General features: G+C 72.5%; 13 protein-coding genes and 1 pseudogene. 8 read left to right on the top strand and 6 right to left on the bottom strand.

Translation table 11 applies throughout. From position 1 onward, the window contains the following. Positions 1 to 32: 32 nt before the first annotated feature. A complete protein-coding gene (locus tag OC439_RS14700; protein WP_262013902.1) occupies positions 33 to 1,181 on the bottom strand; it encodes a glutamate--cysteine ligase in 1,149 nt (382 codons plus the stop codon). Positions 1,182 to 1,386: 205 nt separating this feature from the next. On the opposite strand from OC439_RS14700, the gene OC439_RS14695 reads away from it, so the two are divergent. The 4 genes from OC439_RS14695 to OC439_RS14680 all read left to right on the top strand — a co-directional run bounded on the left by OC439_RS14695 (position 1,387) and on the right by OC439_RS14680 (position 5,744). Further along, positions 1,387 to 1,662, top strand: a complete 276-nt coding sequence (locus tag OC439_RS14695) for a DUF6412 domain-containing protein (RefSeq protein WP_030503186.1) — start codon at positions 1,387 to 1,389, stop codon at positions 1,660 to 1,662. 126 nt (positions 1,663 to 1,788) lie between these two features. Beyond that, positions 1,789 to 2,535: a YidC/Oxa1 family membrane protein insertase gene (locus OC439_RS14690; RefSeq protein WP_262013901.1), complete on the top strand. Its 747-nt coding sequence runs from the start codon at positions 1,789 to 1,791 to the stop codon at positions 2,533 to 2,535. 78 nt (positions 2,536 to 2,613) lie between these two features. Further along, on the top strand, positions 2,614 to 4,038 hold the full coding sequence (locus OC439_RS14685) for a carbohydrate-binding protein (RefSeq protein ID WP_262013900.1): 1,425 nt from the start codon (positions 2,614 to 2,616) through the stop codon (positions 4,036 to 4,038). Between the two features lie 143 nt (positions 4,039 to 4,181). Further along, the gene (locus tag OC439_RS14680; protein ID WP_262013899.1) at positions 4,182 to 5,744 is read left to right on the top strand and encodes a cellulose binding domain-containing protein; all 1,563 of its coding nucleotides are present in this window, start codon (positions 4,182 to 4,184) and stop codon (positions 5,742 to 5,744) included. A gap of 13 nt (positions 5,745 to 5,757) precedes the next feature. Here the strand turns inward: OC439_RS14680 and OC439_RS14675 are convergent, their stop codons facing one another. Then, positions 5,758 to 6,420 carry a DedA family protein gene (locus tag OC439_RS14675; protein WP_262013898.1) on the bottom strand — a complete coding sequence of 221 codons (663 nt, stop codon included), beginning with the start codon at positions 6,418 to 6,420 and terminating at the stop codon, positions 5,758 to 5,760. A 70-nt stretch (positions 6,421 to 6,490) separates the two neighbouring features. After that, positions 6,491 to 7,084 (bottom strand): DUF1349 domain-containing protein, encoded by a 594-nt coding sequence (locus tag OC439_RS14670; RefSeq protein ID WP_262013897.1) that lies wholly within the window; start codon positions 7,082 to 7,084, stop codon positions 6,491 to 6,493. Positions 7,085 to 7,137: 53 nt separating this feature from the next. Between OC439_RS14670 and OC439_RS14665 the strand changes: the two genes are divergently transcribed. Then, positions 7,138 to 8,790 (top strand): alpha-amylase family protein, encoded by a 1,653-nt coding sequence (locus OC439_RS14665; RefSeq protein ID WP_262013896.1) that lies wholly within the window; start codon positions 7,138 to 7,140, stop codon positions 8,788 to 8,790. A gap of 12 nt (positions 8,791 to 8,802) precedes the next feature. Here OC439_RS14665 and OC439_RS14660 read toward each other — a convergent pair whose 3' ends face one another. After that, positions 8,803 to 9,795 carry a LuxR C-terminal-related transcriptional regulator gene (locus tag OC439_RS14660; RefSeq protein WP_262013895.1) on the bottom strand — a complete coding sequence of 331 codons (993 nt, stop codon included), beginning with the start codon at positions 9,793 to 9,795 and terminating at the stop codon, positions 8,803 to 8,805. Between the two features lie 177 nt (positions 9,796 to 9,972). On the opposite strand from OC439_RS14660, the gene OC439_RS14655 reads away from it, so the two are divergent. Together OC439_RS14655 and fabG are read left to right on the top strand one after the other, a co-directional pair. Next, positions 9,973 to 12,954 (top strand): S8 family serine peptidase, encoded by a 2,982-nt coding sequence (locus OC439_RS14655; RefSeq protein ID WP_315985934.1) that lies wholly within the window; start codon positions 9,973 to 9,975, stop codon positions 12,952 to 12,954. Positions 12,955 to 13,057: 103 nt separating this feature from the next. Next, positions 13,058 to 13,816 (top strand): 3-oxoacyl-ACP reductase FabG, encoded by a 759-nt coding sequence (fabG, locus tag OC439_RS14645; RefSeq protein WP_262013894.1) that lies wholly within the window; start codon positions 13,058 to 13,060, stop codon positions 13,814 to 13,816. Here fabG and OC439_RS14640 read toward each other — a convergent pair. Then, positions 13,789 to 14,264: pseudogene (locus tag OC439_RS14640) on the bottom strand (hypothetical protein). The gene fabG and the pseudogene OC439_RS14640 overlap by 28 nt on opposite strands. Next, complete coding sequence (locus OC439_RS14635; RefSeq protein ID WP_410054926.1) at positions 14,257 to 14,673, bottom strand: hypothetical protein; 417 nt, start codon at positions 14,671 to 14,673, stop codon at positions 14,257 to 14,259. The pseudogene OC439_RS14640 and the gene OC439_RS14635 overlap by 8 nt, the downstream one beginning before the upstream one ends. Before the next feature lie 131 nt (positions 14,674 to 14,804). Between OC439_RS14635 and OC439_RS14630 the strand changes: the two genes are divergently transcribed. Continuing rightward, complete coding sequence (locus tag OC439_RS14630) at positions 14,805 to 15,701, top strand: Gfo/Idh/MocA family protein (protein ID WP_262013891.1); 897 nt, start codon at positions 14,805 to 14,807, stop codon at positions 15,699 to 15,701. Positions 15,702 to 15,737: the final 36 nt, after the last annotated feature.

Raw genomic sequence — 15,737 nt, 5'->3', positions numbered from 1 at the left:
CCTGTCACGCCGGGCCGCGGCCGCACGGCCGCTCAGCCACGGGTCTGCCGTGCCACGTCCGCGACCACGTCGACGAGGCTGCCGGTACGCGCGAACACCGCCCGCTGCCGCGCCGCGCCGCTGCCGTGCCGGCGCAGCCCGCCCAGCAGGTCGGTCACCCGGTCCAGGTCGCCGTGCCGCTCCAGTTCCGGGCGCAGCCGGTCGACGAGCCGGTCCAGCAGCTCCCAGGCCGGGCGCAGCTCACCGTCGGTGAGGTCGACGCCCTCGCCCTCCAGCCCGTCGTGGGCGGCCCGCCAGTGCGCCGCCACCAGCAGGTGGTGGTCGGTGTTGACGGCCGGACGGCCGGCGGCGATGTCGGTGAGCGCGGTGGCGACGAGCGCGCGGACCAGCGCCGCCACCAGCACCGCGTCGTCCACGGACGGGCAGACGTCGCCGATGCGGATCTCCACCGTGGGGTACTTGGCGGACAGGCGGGCGTACCAGTAGAGCATCCCCTCGTCCAGCATCACGCCGCTGGCGATGAGCTGCCGGATCAGCCGCTCGTAGTGCTCGTGCGACTCCAGGAACGGGGTGGGCGCGACCGACGGCCAGCGTTCCCACTCCACCGAGCGCCAGCTCGCGTACCCGGTGTCCTCGCCCCGGGAGAACGGGGAGTTCGCGGTGACCGCCTGCAGGATCGGCAGCCAGGGCCGGACGTGGTTGAGCACCTGCACACCGGTGTCCGGATCGGGGATGCCGACGTGGATGTGCATGCCGTTGTTGCCGGGACCGGGCACCAGCAGCCGGAACCGCTCGATCATCCGGTCGAAGCGCGGCTTGTCCACCACCGGCGGCACCGGCCCGTCGACCGGCCCGGTGCCGATCGCGAGCAGCCGTACGCCGGCCCGCTCGGCCGCGTCGGCCAGCTCGGCGCGCAGCATCGACAGCGAGTGCCGGATCGAGGACAGGTCCAGCCCGGGCGGGCTGCCGATCTCGATCTGGCTGGTCTGGAACTCGCGCTCCACCTGACCGCGCAGCTCGGCCGGCACCTGCTCCATGACCAGGTCGACGGCGGGTACGGCGGTCCCGGTGTGCGGGTCGGCGAGCAGGAACTCCTCCTCGACGCCGACTGTCAGCAGGTCGGTTCCGCCCGATGCGGCGCTCCGCTCCCGCTCCGCCACTGAGCCACTCATCGTCACCACCGTCTCCTCCGGACCGCTCGCGGCACCGTGCCGCGTGGTCGAGGATCTGTTACCCACCGTGTCCGTTTCGGGAAACGTGCCGGTGGGCGTGTCGGCCGGTTCGCCCGTTCGGGGTACGCCGGCCGGGTCGGCCGGGCACGGACCGGTGTGCGCGCAGGGGCCCGCGGGGCGTGACACGGCGGGCTAGGGTGGCCGTGTGGCGGGGATGCTGGCGGTGCTGACGGGAGCGTGGGCGTACGCCCTCGCACTGTTCGCCGACCGCCCGGCCGGGCTGCTCGCCGGTGCGGCGGTCGTCGCCGCGCTGCTGCTCGCCACCCTGCTCGCGCTGCGGGTCCGCGCGCTGCCCACGCCGCCCGGCACCCGGTTCGCCGCCGCGCTGCGTGCCCGCGCCCGCCGTCGCGGGGTGCCCCGGCAGGTCGACCCGGACGCGCCGGGCCGTCCGCGGCCCCGCGCACCCGGCCTGCGCCCCTCGGCCGCGTAGCCACCTCCCGGCCCGCGTTGGCGGGCCGCCCTCCCCGGCTTCCGCGGCCGATTCCGTCGTCATCCGTCCCGCCGTGCGGCACGTCGCCGCCCGGGACACCCGGAATCGCCATCGAGGGGTCCACCCATGCTCGCCTTCGCACCGTTGCACTCCGCGGCCTCGGCCGCGGCCACCGTCGTCACCTGGCTCGCCGACGTGCTCGCCCCGCTCACCGGCGGCGCCGCCACGGCGGCCGCCATCGTCCTGTTCACCGTCGCCGTCCGGCTGCTGATCTCACCGTTGACGGTGGCCCAGGTCCGCGGGGAGCGGCGCCGCACCGCGCTCGCCCCCGAGGTACGGGAACTCCAGCGCCGGTACGCCGACGATCCGGCCCGCCTCCAGAGCGAGCTGTTCGCGCTCTACCGCAACGCCGGGGCCAGCCCGGTCGCGGGTTGTCTGCCGGCGCTGTTGCAGGCGCCGTTCTTCCTTGTCATGTACCGCCTGTTCGCCACCGGTGACGGCGCGCCGCAGCTGCTGGGGGAGCGGCTGGCCGGCGTACCGCTGGGGTGGCACCTCGGCGACGGGCTGGCCGGCCCGGTGCCGCTGGTGTTCGGGGTGCTGCTGGCCGCGCTGCTCGCGCTGGCCTGGTGGTCGTCGCGGCGGATGCGCCGGGCGGCTGCCGCCACCGGCACGGTGGCCGGGACGCCGGCCGAGGGTCCGGGCGCGGCGGTGCTCGGGCGGGTGCTGCCGTTGCTGCCGTACGGCACGGTGCTGGTGGCGCTCGTGGTGCCGCTGGCGGCGGTGCTCTATCTGGTCACCACCACCGCGTGGACGGCGCTGGAGCAGGTGGTGCTGCGTCGGCCGCAGCCGGCGGCAGCCATCGACAAGCGTTGACAAATGCGGGGGCGGGCGCGTAGAAATCGCTCTCAGAGAGCGCTCTCCCGGACCCGTCCCCGCAGAGAGGCACCCCGAATGAACCCGATCCCGGCGGCTGCGACCGCCTCCGCCACCGTGCCCCGATCACGCCGCCGGCTCGCCCTGGCCGCCGGCGTCCTCGCGCTCACCACAGCGCTCGCGGGCGTCTCGATGACCGCCCAGGCCGCCGTGCCCCCGACGCCGTCCGGATGGAACCTGGTGTGGAGCGACGACTTCACCGGCTCCGCCGGCACGCTGCCCTCGTCCGCCAACTGGATCATCGACACCGGCACCGGCTACCCGGGCGGCCCGGCCAACTGGGGTACCGGCGAGATCCAGACCTACACGTCCAGCACCGCCAACCTGGCCCACGACGGCTCGGGCAACCTGCGCATCACGCCGTTGCGGGACTCGGCCGGCCGCTGGACCTCGGCCCGGATCGAGACGGTACGGGCGAACTTCAAGCCGCCGTCGGGCGGCGTGCTGGCACTGGAGGGCCGGATCCAGATGCCGAACGTGACAGGCGCGGCGGCGTCCGGGTACTGGCCGGCGTTCTGGGCGCTCGGCTCGCCGTACCGGGGCAATTACCAGAACTGGCCGGGCATCGGCGAGTTCGACGTGATGGAGAACGTCAACGGGATCAACTCGGTCTGGGGCGTCCTGCACTGCGGCGTCGCGCCGGGCGGCCCGTGCGGGGAGTTCAACGGCATCGGCGCGTCCCGGGCCTGCCCGGGCAGCACCTGCCAGTCGGCGTTCCACACCTACCGGTTCGAGTGGGACGCCTCGATCAGCCCGCAGCAACTGCGCTGGTACGTCGACGGCCAGCTCTTCCACACCGTCGGGCAGAACCAGATCGGTGAGCCGTACTGGAGTCAGATGACCAACCACGCCGGCTACTTCCTGCTGCTCAACGTGGCGATGGGCGGCGGCTTCCCGGACGGCGTGGCCGGCTCGGCGACGCCCACCGCCTCGACCGTGTCCGGCCGGTCGATGCTCGTCGACTACGTGGCCGTCTACACCCGCGGCGGCGGGAGCAACCCGTCGCCGACGCCGACCACGCCGCCGCCGGGCGGGGTGCGGGACGCCTACGCGACGATCCAGGCCGAGTCGTTCAACGCGCAGAACGGCGTGCAGGTGGAGACGTGCGCCGAGGGCGGCCAGGACATCGGCTGGCTCGCCAACGGCGACTGGGCCCGCTACGACAACGTCGACTTCGGCTCCACGCCGCCGCGCGACTTCGTGGCCCGGGTCGCCTCCGGCACGGCGTCCGGGGTGAGCGGGCTGGTGGAGGTCCGGGTGGACAGCCCGACCGCGCCGCCGATCGGCAGTTTCGCGGTGGGCAACACCGGCGGCTGGCAGACCTGGCGCTCGGTGCCGGGCAACGTCGGTGCGGTGACCGGCCGGCACACCGTCTACCTGACGTTCAGCAGCGGCCAGCCGTCCGACTTCGTCAACGTCAACTGGTTCACCTTCCGCCGCTGAACGCGGCCGGGGCGCGGCCCGGACCCACCGGTCCGGGTCGCGTCGAACCGGTGCTGGACAGAAACAGTTAACACTCCTAATAATAGGCGCACGTCGACGGTTGTGAATTCCTCTCCACCCCCGCCCGTCCCCTGGAGGACGCCGTGAGACTCCGCCCCCGCCTGGCGACGCTCGCCGCCGCGCTGACCACCGCCGTGGTCGCCGGTGCCCTGCTCGCCGCGCCGTCCGCCTCCGCCGCCACCGCGGCCTTCGTCCGCACCTCCAGCTGGAGCAGCGGGTACGAGGCCCGGTTCACCGTCACAAACGACAGTTCCGCCGCGATCTCCTCGTGGAACGTCCAGTTCGACCTGCCGGCCGGCAGCACGCTCGGCTCTTTCTGGGACGCCCGGCTGACCACCTCCGGCCAGCACGTCACCGCCGTCAACCAGTCCTGGAACGGCGCGCTCGCCCCGGGCGCCAGCACCAGCTTCGGCTTCGTCGTCAGCGGCACCGGCGACCCGGTGAACTGCACAGTCAACGGCGCCTCCTGCGCCGGCGGCAACCCCGGCAACCCGGGCGCGCCCGCCACCCCCGGCGGGCTGCGGGTCACCGGCACCACCGCGTCCTCGGTCTCGCTCGCCTGGAACGCCGTCTCCGGGACGGTCACCGGCTACCGCGTGTACGAGGGCAGCACCGTCAGGGCCACCGTCACCGGCACCTCGGCCACCGTCTCCGGGCTGGCCGCGTGCAGCGGGCACAGCTACACAGTGACCGCGTACAACGGCAGCGGCGAGTCGGCGAAGTCGGCGGCGGTCGCGGCCACCACGAGCGGCTGCACCGGTGGCGGCGGCGGTGCCATGGCCGCCGCGCCCTACCTCTACCCGGGCTGGGGCGACCCGCCCGCGCCCGCCACCGTGATGGGCGCGACCGGGATCAAGTGGTTCACCATCGCGTTCGTGCTCTCCGGCGGCGGCTGCACCCCGGCCTGGGACGGCACCGGGCCGCTGACCGGCGGCACGCACGCCGCCACCATCGCCGCGATCAAGGCGGCCGGCGGCGACGTCATCCCGTCCTTCGGCGGCTGGAGCGGCAACAAGCTCGGCCCGAACTGCTCGACCGCCGCCGCGCTGGCCGGCGCGTACCAGCAGGTCATCAACGCGTACGGGCTGAAGGCGATCGACATCGACATCGAGAACAGCGACGAGTTCGAGAACGAGGTGGTGCAGGACCGCATCCTGGACGCCCTGAAGATCGTCAAGCAGAACAACCCGGGGATCAAGACCATCATCACGTTCGGCACCTCGACCACCGGGCCGTCGTACTACGGCACCCGGCTGATCAACCAGGCAGCGGCAAAAGGCGCCGGGATCGACGTGTTCACGATCATGCCGTTCGACTTCGGCGGCGGCGCGAACATGTACCAGAACACCGTGAACGCGGCCGAGGGCCTGAAGACCGCGCTGCGCAACGCGTTCGGCTGGTCCGACGCCACCGCGTACGCGCACATGGGCCTGTCCGGCATGAACGGCCTATCCGACCAGCAGGAACTGACCTCGCCGGCCACGTGGACGCAGATCCGCGACTGGGCCAAGGCCCGCGGCCTGGCCCGGTTCACGTTCTGGTCGGTCAACCGGGACCGGCCCTGCCCGGGCGGCGGCGTGGTCGCCAACTGCTCCGGCATCGCGCAGAACACCTGGGAGTTCACCGGCATCACCGCGGGCTTCTGAGCCCGCGCGGCGGTCAGCGCCCGGTGGTCACCGACTGCCGGGCGCGCCGTCGGCGCACCTTCTTCACCGCCCAGCTCACGATCATGAAGCCGAAGACGGCGAAGATCGCGTAGTTGAACCACTGGCTGTACCTGTCGACGTCCTCCCACCGCGACCCGAGGGCGAACCCCGCGCCGACGATCAGCGTGTTCCACACGCCGCTGCCGAGCGTGGTGAGCAGGATGAACTCGCCCAGCGGCATCCGGTTGGCGCCGGCCGGGATCGAGACCAGGCTGCGCACCACAGGCACCACCCGGCCGATCAGCACCGCCCACCGGCCGTGCCGCTCGAACCAGCGGTCGGCCTTCTCCAGATCCTCCAGGTCGACCAGCGGGATGTGGTCCAGCCAGCGCTTGAGCCGGTCCTCTCCGAGCGCCGCGCCGAGCCAGTAGAGCACCAGCGCGCCGAGCAGCGAGCCGGCCGTCGCGGCGACCACGATCAGCACCACGTTGAACCGGCCCTCGGCGGACAGGTATCCGGCCATCGCCAGCACGATCTCGCTCGGGATCGGCGGGATGATGCTCTCCAGCGCCACCAGCAGCGCCACACCGACCGCGCCGAGCGAGTCGATCACGCTCGCCACCCAGCCGGTCAGCCCGGTGAACTGGTTCGGGTCGACGTCCTGGGCCAGGGCCATGGCGGTCCTTCCACGCGAGAGCCGGAGATCCGAAGGTGTTACCCGGACCGGCCGGTGTCACACCTGTGACTCAGGCCTCCGGGTGCAGCGCGGCGTCCGCCGGACCCCGCCGCCAGCCGGTGAAGCGGACCAGCAGCCCGCCCCGGCTGGGCGAGCAGCAGTACGGCCCGGCCGACGCCTGCGCCGCCGGGTCGAGCGGCGCGACCCGGACCAGCCGCCACGGCTCGTCCGCGCACCGGGCCCGTACGGTGAGCGCGTCCCCGGCCCGGCTCACCCGGACCGTCACCTCCCGGCCCGACCACTGCGGCACCGACGCCACCGACCAGTCGGAGAACTCGTCGGTGACCACGGCGCCGACCTGCGGCGCGCCGTCGCTCACCTCCACCCCGGCCTTGGTCCACCGCCGGTCGTCCACCCGCACCAGCACGCCGGCCTGGTCGAACTGGGCCGTGTAGTCGAGCACGAACGACACCTCCACGGCGCTGTCCACGCCGAACGGCGCGAGCAGCGCCGAGCCGTCGTCGTGCACGAAGCCGTAGCTGGTGCGCCGCCAGAAGTCGCTGCCGCCGCGCGGCTCGACCAGCAGGCCGCCGTCGACCGGCTCGGCCCGCTCCGGCGGGTTCAGCCAGGTGCCGGCGGACCAGTCGTACGCCTCCTCGCTCATCGGAGCACCGTACCGGGTTTGCCGTCGCGCGCGTTCGGAGAAGTAGTCCTCGCATGGGTGACAGGTGGTATCAGGAGGCGGTCGTCTACTGCCTCGACGTCGACACGTACGCGGACTCCGACGGCGACGGGGTGGGTGACTTCCAGGGGCTGATCGGCCGGCTGGACTACCTGGCCCGGCTCGGCGTGACCTGCCTGTGGCTGAACCCGATCCACCCCTCGCCCAACGAGGACGACGGGTACGACGCGACCGACTTCTACAACGTCGACCCGCGCCTGGGCACGCTCGGCGACTTCGCCGAACTGCTGCACCAGGCGAGCAACAGGGGCATCCGCGTCATCATCGACCTGGTGGTCAACCACACCTCCGACCAGCACCCGTGGTTCCAGTCCGCCCGGTCCTCGCCGGACTCGCCGTACCGGGACTGGTACGTCTGGGCCGACCACGAGCCGGCCGACCGCCACCAGGGCATGGTGTTCCCGGGCGAGCAGCACGAGACGTGGACCTACGACCGGACCGCCAAGGCGTGGTACTACCACCGCTTCTACAAGTTCCAGCCGGACCTGAACATCGAGAACCCGAAGGTCCGCGCGGAGATCAAGAAGATCACCTCGTTCTGGCTCCAGCTCGGCGTCTCCGGCTTCCGGATGGACGCCGTGCCGTTCATCATCGAGCGCACCGAACCGGGTAACCCGAACTCGCCGAAGGACTTCGACTTCCTCACCGATCTGCGTCAGCACGTGCAGTGGCGGCGCGGCGACGCGGTCCTGCTGGCCGAGGCGAACGTCGAGCCGGACGAGCTGCCCGTCTACTTCGGTGACGGCAGCGGTTCGGGCAACCGGATCCACATGCTGTTCGACTTCATGCTCAACGGCCGGCTGATGCTCGCCCTGGCCCGTGAGGACCCGGAGGTGATCATCGAGGCGTTGCGCGACACCCCGAAGCTGCCCACCGGCGGCCAGTGGGCCACGTTCCTGCGCAACCACGACGAGATCGACCTGTCCCGGCTCACCGCCGACCAGCGCAACGACGTGCTGGCGAAGTTCGGCCCGGACGAGAACATGCAGCTCTACGGCCGGGGCATCCGCCGCCGGCTGGCGCCCATGCTGGGCAACGACCGCCGGCACATGGAGCTGGCGTACTCGTTGCAGTTCTCGTTGCGCGGCACTCCGGTGCTGCGCTACGGCGAGGAGATCGGCATGGGGGAGGACCTGTCGCTGGACGGGCGCGACGCGATCCGTACCCCGATGCAGTGGTCCTACGCCGACAACGCCGGCTTCTCCGCCGCCGAGCCGGAGAAGCTGGTCCGCCCGGTGATCGACAAGGGCGAGTACGGCTACCAGAACGTCAACGTGACCGCCCAGCGCAAGGACCCGCGGTCGCTGCTCGGCTGGTTCGAGCGGATGATCCGGACGCTGCGGGAGGCGCCGGAGACCGGCTCGGGCAGCACCACCCACATCGACGTGCCGATGCCGCCGGGCGTGCTCGCGCACCGCGCCGACGGGCGTACCGGGACGATGGTCTTCCTGCACAACCTGGGGACCGAGGACGTGGAGGTGGACCTGAGCACGCTGGCGCCGGAGGCGGACCTGCCGATCGACGTGCTCAGCGACCGCAACTACGAGGACGTGGGCAAGCTCGACCGGCTCAAGCTCGCCGGGTACGGCTACCGGTGGATCCGGCTCTGCCGGGGCCACGATCGGTAGGCGTGGACCCGGTCAGAGCCAGCCCCGCGCCGCCGCCTCGGCACCCGCCTGGAACCGGCTGGTCGCCCCCAGCCGGTCGATCAGGGCGGCGATCCGCCGGGTGGCGGTGCGGGCACTGACGCCGATCTGGCGGGCGATCGCCTCGTCCTTCAGCCCGGCCCGGAGCAGCCGCAACAGCAGCAGCTCCTCGTCGCTGGGCCCGTCCTCGACCGGCGGCCGGTCGCTTGTGAGCGGCGTGCCCTGGTTCCAGTACACGAGGAACAGTTCGATGAGCGCGTCGAGCAGCCCGGACGGGTGGATCAGCGCCAGGTTGTCGTAGCCGTCGCCGGTGAGCGAGACCACAGCCACCCGAAGGTCCACGATCCGGAGCTTGAACGGCAGGCTGGGCAGCATCCGTGCCTGTTCGCCCGCCTCGCTGAGCCGCACCAGCAGCTCGAACCGGCCGGGCCGGTACATCGAGTCCGGGCAGTAGACGGAGCGGAGATCCACCCCCTGGGCGACCAGGCTCGCGGTCATCGCGGCCTCCGCCTCGTTGGTGCGGGGGACACCGGCGATCTCCGTCCGGTACGGCGGCCGGTCCAGCACCCAGAAATGGGTCCGGATCGACGTGGTGACCTCGTCCATCCGGGCGGCGACCGCCGCGCCCGTCACCACCTCCACCCAACGTGCCGGGTCGCTCAGCCGTGCGGTGCGAAACAGGTGGTCGAAGTCGCCGATCGCGGCCTGTACGCCGTTGAGCGCCGTCTCGTGCGCCAGCCGCCGCCGGGCGACGAGCGTCGTCAGGGCCGCCTCCGGGCTCACCGCCTCGTAGTGGCCGGGTGAGATCCGCCGCACCAGGCCGAGTCGCGCCAGCCGGGTGACGGCGGTGCGTACCCGGGTCGGTGTGGCTGCCAGCGCGTCCGCGCTCGCGGCCAGCGGACGCCGGGGTTCCGCCAGCAGCAGCCGGTAGACCCGCTCGTCGAAAGCACCGACGCCGAGCGCGCCCAGGACCGGATCGGATCGCATCGCACCTGCCTGTTGCCGTTGTTCCTCCACCGTGGCGGGTTCCGCCACGTGGCCGAAGAGGACACGAAGATATCTCGACTTGGATCCCTGCCAGGACGTTCACTACTTCCCATCCCAACCGGTGACCCTGCCGGGCGGGACCGGATCTGATCACCCCTGGTTCCCGGAAGAGGAGCAATGGCCCGTAGGTATCGACCATCCTTCCGCTACGGCGTCGCGCTGGCAGCCACCGCGCTGGCGGTCACGTTCAATCCCGTCCCCGCATCCGGTCAGACGACCCCTCCGGCACCGGCGGACGTGCTGACCGCCCGTTCCGGCGGCACCGTCGGCACCTATGTCGTCACGCTCACCGAGAAGCCGCTCGCCACCTACGAGGGCGGGGTCGCCGGGATCGCCGCGACCAGGGCCGCCAAGGGCGGGAAGGTCGACGTGGGCAGCCCGGCCGCCCGGCGCTACCGCGACCACCTGACGAGCCGGCACCGCGAGGTGGCGCGCAACGTGGGCGCGCAGGCGCGGCGCAGCAACTACGTCGTCTCGAACAGCTTCGTCGCCGACCTGACCCCGGCCCAGGCGGCGCGGTTGCAGCTCAGTGGCGACGTGCTGTCGGTCTCGCCGAACAAGGTCTACACGACCACTGACGACCGCAACTCCGTGGACTTCCTCAAGCTGTCCGGCCGCGACGGCGTGTGGTCGAAGGTCGGCGGCACGGCCGAGGCCGGCAAGGGCGTCGTCGTCGGCGTGCTCGACACCGGGATCTGGCCGGAGAACCCGTCGTTCGCCGCCCCGGCGCTGGGCACCACCGCGCCGACCACCGCGGATCCCTACCGGCCGTACCGGGAGGGCTCGGCCACCGTCATGCGCAAGGCCGACGGCGGCACGTTCCGGGGCACCTGCCAGACCGGCGAGGAGTTCACCGCGAGCGCCTGCAACGAGAAGATCATCAGTGCCCGCTACTTCGGCGAGGGCTGGAAGCAGGCCGTTCCGCCGGAGGAGCGCGCCGACTACGAGTCGCCCCGCGACGCGCACGGGCACGGCACCCACACCGCCGGCACTGCAGCAGGCAACACCGCGGTCCCGGTCCGTGAGCGCGGCATCGACTTCGGGGCGATCTCCGGAGTGGCGCCCGGGGCCGCGATCGCCGTCTACAAGGTCCTCTGGAACGACACCGACGGCGGCGGCAGGGGCACCACAGTCGACATCGTCGCCGCTGTCGACCAGGCCGTCGCGGACGGCGTCGATGTGATCAACTATTCGATCGGCAGTTCGTCCGAGTCGAGCCCGGGGGACGCGGCCAAGCTCGCCTTCCTCAACGCCGCGTCGGCCGGCATCTTCATCTCCTCGGCCGCCGGCAACAGCGGACCGTCGAGCAGCTCGCTGGACAACACCACGCCGTGGGAGATGACGGTCGGCGCCAGCACCATCGCGTCGTACTCGGCCAGCGTGAAACTGGGCGACGGCACCCTCGTGAACGGCACCAGCACCACAGTCGCCACGACGTTCGGCCCGAAGCCGCTCATCGCGTCCCGGGCCGCGAAGGCCGGTGGAGCCACCGACGCGGACGCGGACTACTGCGCCCCCGGCACCCTCGACCCGGCGAAGGTCACCGGCAAGGTGGTGGTCTGCCTCCGGGGCATCATCGGTCGTACCGCGAAGTCCGCCGAGGTCGCCCGGGCCGGCGGCGTCGGCATGGTGCTGGGCAACCCGTCCGTCCAGGACCTCAGCGGTGACCTGCACGGCCTGCCGACTGTGCACGTCAACGCGCCCGACACGCAGACGGTGCTCGACTACGCCGCCACCCCCGGCGCGCAGGTCACGCTGCTGCCGACCGGCAACGACCAGCCGTACCCCCAGGTGGCGGCGTTCTCCTCGCGCGGCCCGTCGCTGAAGAACCAGGACCTGCTGAAGCCGGACCTCACCGCCCCCGGTGTCGGGATCCTCGCGGCCGTCTCCCCGCGCGGCGAGGGGAAGAACTTCGACTTCTACAGCGGCACCTCGATGGCCACGCCGCACGTCGCCGGCCTCGCCGCGATCTACCTCGCCGAGCGTCCGACCGCGACGCCTGCCGAGATCAAGTCCGCGCTGATGACCACCACCTACGCCACCAGGACCACCACCGGCGCACCGAACACCGACGTCTGGGCGCAGGGCACGGGTCACGTCGACCCGACCCGGATGCTCAACCCCGGCGTGGTCTACGACGCGTCGGCGGCCGACTGGCTGGGCTACCTGGAGGGCAAGGGGTACCGGACCGGCAGCGGGGTCGCCCCGATCGCCGGCAGTGACCTGAACTATCCGTCCATCCGCGTCGAGAACCTCTTCGGCACCCGGACGGTCACCCGCCGGGTCACCGCGGTCACCCCGGGCGTCTACACCGCGAAGGTCGACCTGCCCGGCGTCAAGGTCAAGGTGACCCCCTCGACGCTGCGCTTCCGCTCGGCCGGGGAGACCCGGGAGTTCACCGTCACGATGCAGCTCACCTCGGCCACCGGACCGGACACGATCCGCGGTGGGCTGACCTGGACGGGCGCCGGCACCACCGCGCGCAGCCCGATCGTCGTGACCCCGCACACCGCTACCGCGCCGGAGCAGGTGCAGGGCAGCGGCGCGAAGGGCTCGCTGAGCTTCGAGGTGACCCCCGGGCTGGCCAAGTTCCCGATCAAGGCATACGGGATGGTCGCGGGGCGGCCGGCATCCGACACCGTCACCCCCGAGGACATCTGGGGCAAGGAGTACGAGGTCTCGCTGGGCACCGGCACGAAGGCGGCCGAGGTCACCGTCCGCACCGACGATCCGCGGGCACAGCTCGGAGTCGTCATCTACCGCGTGGTGGAGGGCGTCGCGGAACTGGCCGACCTCTCCGACTACCCCGCGGCCGAGCAGCGGTTCGTCCTCAAGCCCGCGGCCGAGCCGTACCGCGTGGCGGTGGTCGTCTGGGGCGACATGGCGCCGGGCACCACCGCCACGCCGTACACGGTGCAGGCCAACGTGGTCACCGACAAGGGAGGAGTGGGGAACCTGACGGTGTCCCCGAAGAACCCCAGGGCCACGCCGGGAACCCCGCTGACGGTCACGACGACGTGGTCGGGGCTGCCCGGTGGGCGGCACACCGGCTACATCGAGTACGCGGGCGGCACCGGAACCGTGGTGAGCGTCAACTGACCCGCCGGTGAGCGCGGCGGGGCCGGACAGCGTCGTCCGGCCCCGCCGTCGCCGGCCCGGGTTAAGCTCCTCCGATCGAGCCACAAGTTACCGGGAGGTAAGCATGTCGGAGGAGCCCCGCGTCGCCATCGTCACCGGAGCCGCGCGCGGCATCGGCGCGGCGACCGCCCGCCGGCTGGCGGCCGACGGCATGGCCGTCGCCGTGGTCGACATCGACGAGTCCGCCACCAAGGAGGCGGTGGACGCCATCGGCTCGGCCGGCGGCCGGGCGCTCGGCGTCGGCGCCGACGTGTCCGACCGGGCCCAGGTCGAGGCCGCCGTGGAACGGGTCGCCGCCGAACTCGGCGCGCCGACTGTGCTCGTCAACAACGCCGGCGTGCTGCGCGACAACCTGCTGTTCAAGATGACCGACGGCGACTGGGACACGGTCATGGGCGTGCACCTGCGCGGGGCGTTCCTGTTCAGCCAGGCCGCGCAGAAGCACATGGTCGAGGCGAAGTGGGGCCGGATCGTCAACCTGTCCAGCACGTCCGCGCTCGGCAACCGGGGCCAGGCCAACTACTCGGCCGCGAAGGCCGGTCTCCAGGGCTTCACCAAGACGCTGGCGATCGAGCTGGGCCCGTTCGGGGTGACTGTCAACGCGGTCGCGCCGGGCTTCATCGTCACCGACATGACCGCCGCCACCGCGGCCCGGATGAAGGTCGACTTCGACGACCTCCAGAAGCACGCCGCCGCCGAGATCCCGGTCCGCCGTCCCGGCCGCCCGGAGGACGTCGCGCACACCATCTCGTTCCTGGCCAGCGAGGGCGCGTCCTTCGTCTCCGGCCAGGTCATCTACGTCGCCGGCGGTCCGAAGGACTGACCGGCCCGACCCGGCGCGGGCCCGCTCAGGCGGGGTCGCGCCGGGTGCGCCACAGCCAGAACAGGCCGAGCACCGGCAGCACCAGCGGCACGTAGCCGTAGCCGCTGCCGAAGTCGGACCAGACCGTCTCGTCCGGGAACAGATCCTTGTCGACGATGCTCAGCACGCCCACGCCGAGCACGCCGACCAGTTCGACCGTGCAGCAGGCGAGCGCGACCCGCCGGCCGGTGTGCCCGGCGCGGGCCAGCCCGACCGCCGCCACGATGTAGATCAGCGCCGCCACCGCGGACAGCAGGTACGCCACCGGCGCCTCGTCGAACTTCGTGGCGATCTGCAGGCTCGCCCGCGAGGTCGCGGCGATGGCGAAGACGATGTAGACGGCGATCAGCAGCCGGCCCGGGCCGCGGTTGGTGGCGCGCTTCTCGTGCGCGGTCGTCGGGTCAGCCACCGAGGACCTCCCAGGTCTGCTGGAGCCGTACCGCCACCACGGGCGTGACCAGGCAGATCGCGCAGACGATGCCGGAGCCCCAGCGGGTCGGCTCCATCCGGGCCAGCACCCAGGCCAGCGGCGGCAGGCAGACGAGCGTCACCAGGTAGCCGAAGAACGCACCCGGCTCGCCCGGCCGCTCCCCGCCGCCGAGCGCGACGAGAGCCGTCACGGTGAGCGCGAGCAGCGCCACCTCCAGCACGGCCAGGCCGACGAACTGGATCCGGTCCGGCGGCCGGTGGCGTACCGCCGCCACCAGGGCCCAGACGGCGAGCGCCAGCGAGATCACGATCGCGACCGTGGCGAGCGGCCCGTCCACCGGGGAGGCGGAGGCGGCCGCCGCGCTGGTCGTCGACACGGTGTCGTTCACCGGCACAGCCTACTAATCCGTGTAGTAGCGGCTCGCCCGCCGGGTCGTGGCGCGCCGGACGGGCCGGGGGACTAGCGTGGATCACGGTCCCGGCGTACGCCGGTGGCGGACGTCGACGGCAGGGGGTCGGGGTGCGGTTCGGGTTGTTCGGCACCGGTTACTGGGCGGCGGAGACGCATGCCGCGGCCATCGAGGCGCACCCGTGGGCACGGCTCGCCGGCGTCTGGGGACGCAACCCGGCGAAGGCGGAGGAACTGGCGACCCGGCACGGCGTACCGGCCTTCACCGACGTGGACGCGCTCATCGACGCCTGCGACGCGGTCGCCGTGGCGCTTCCGCCGGACGTGCAGGCCGACATCGCCGTCCGGGCCGCCACCGCCGGGCGGCACCTGCTGCTGGACAAGCCGCTGGCGCTCGACCTCGCCGACGCCGACCGGGTGGTCGACGCGGCACAGGCGTCCGGGGTGGCGTCGGTGGTCTTCTTCACCCAGCGCTTCCACCCGAACGTCACCGGGTTCCTCGCCTCGACCGCTGCGGCGGGTGGCTGGCAGCACGCCCGGGCCACCATGTTCGCGTCGATCTTCCAGCCCGGGAACCCGTACGGCGACTCGACCTGGCGGCGGGAGCGCGGCGCGCTGTGGGACATCGGCCCGCACGCGCTGTCGCTGATCCTGCCGGTGCTCGGCCGGGTCACCCGGGTCGCCGCGATGGACGGCCCGAGCGGTCTGGTGCACCTGCTGCTCACCCACGACGGCGGCGCGACCAGCTCGCTGTCGCTGACCCTGGACGCGCCGTCCGAGGCGGTCACCCGGGACTTCGTCTTCTTCGGCGAGAACGGCACCGAGACCGTCCCGCCCGGCGACGGCAGCGCGCTCCAGGCGTTCGGCGCCGCGCTCGACCAGTTGCTGGAGGAGGTCGACGCCGGCACCCGCGACCACCGCTGCGACGTGCGGTTCGGCCGCGAGGTGGTGGCCGTGCTGGACGCCGCGCAGACCGCCCGTGCGCAGGGACGCACCGTCGACCTGTAGAAAACCGGTCGCCCGGGCCGGACCCGGTCGTTAGCG

The sequence above is a fragment of the Micromonospora sp. Mcm103 genome, from assembly GCF_024519755.1.
Lineage (GTDB): Bacteria > Actinomycetota > Actinomycetes > Mycobacteriales > Micromonosporaceae > Micromonospora > Micromonospora aurantiaca.
Note: the sequence above shows the minus strand (reverse complement) of the source record. Positions and strands in the feature narration are given on the sequence as shown.

Excerpts from the sequence above, each read along its gene's own strand:
- OC439_RS14695 (WP_030503186.1), top strand. The coding sequence starts at position 1,387 with ATGCTGGCGGTGCTGACGGGAGCGTGGGCGTACGCCCTCGCACTGTTC.
- OC439_RS14690 (WP_262013901.1), top strand. The coding sequence starts at position 1,789 with ATGCTCGCCTTCGCACCGTTGCACTCCGCGGCCTCGGCCGCGGCCACC.
- OC439_RS14685 (WP_262013900.1), top strand. The coding sequence starts at position 2,614 with ATGAACCCGATCCCGGCGGCTGCGACCGCCTCCGCCACCGTGCCCCGA.
- OC439_RS14675 (WP_262013898.1), bottom strand. The coding sequence starts at position 6,420 with ATGGCCCTGGCCCAGGACGTCGACCCGAACCAGTTCACCGGGCTGACC.
- OC439_RS14670 (WP_262013897.1), bottom strand. The coding sequence starts at position 7,084 with ATGAGCGAGGAGGCGTACGACTGGTCCGCCGGCACCTGGCTGAACCCG.
- OC439_RS14665 (WP_262013896.1), top strand. The coding sequence starts at position 7,138 with ATGGGTGACAGGTGGTATCAGGAGGCGGTCGTCTACTGCCTCGACGTC.
- OC439_RS14660 (WP_262013895.1), bottom strand. The coding sequence starts at position 9,795 with ATGCGATCCGATCCGGTCCTGGGCGCGCTCGGCGTCGGTGCTTTCGAC.
- OC439_RS14655 (WP_315985934.1), top strand. The coding sequence starts at position 9,973 with ATGGCCCGTAGGTATCGACCATCCTTCCGCTACGGCGTCGCGCTGGCA.
- fabG (WP_262013894.1), top strand. The coding sequence starts at position 13,058 with ATGTCGGAGGAGCCCCGCGTCGCCATCGTCACCGGAGCCGCGCGCGGC.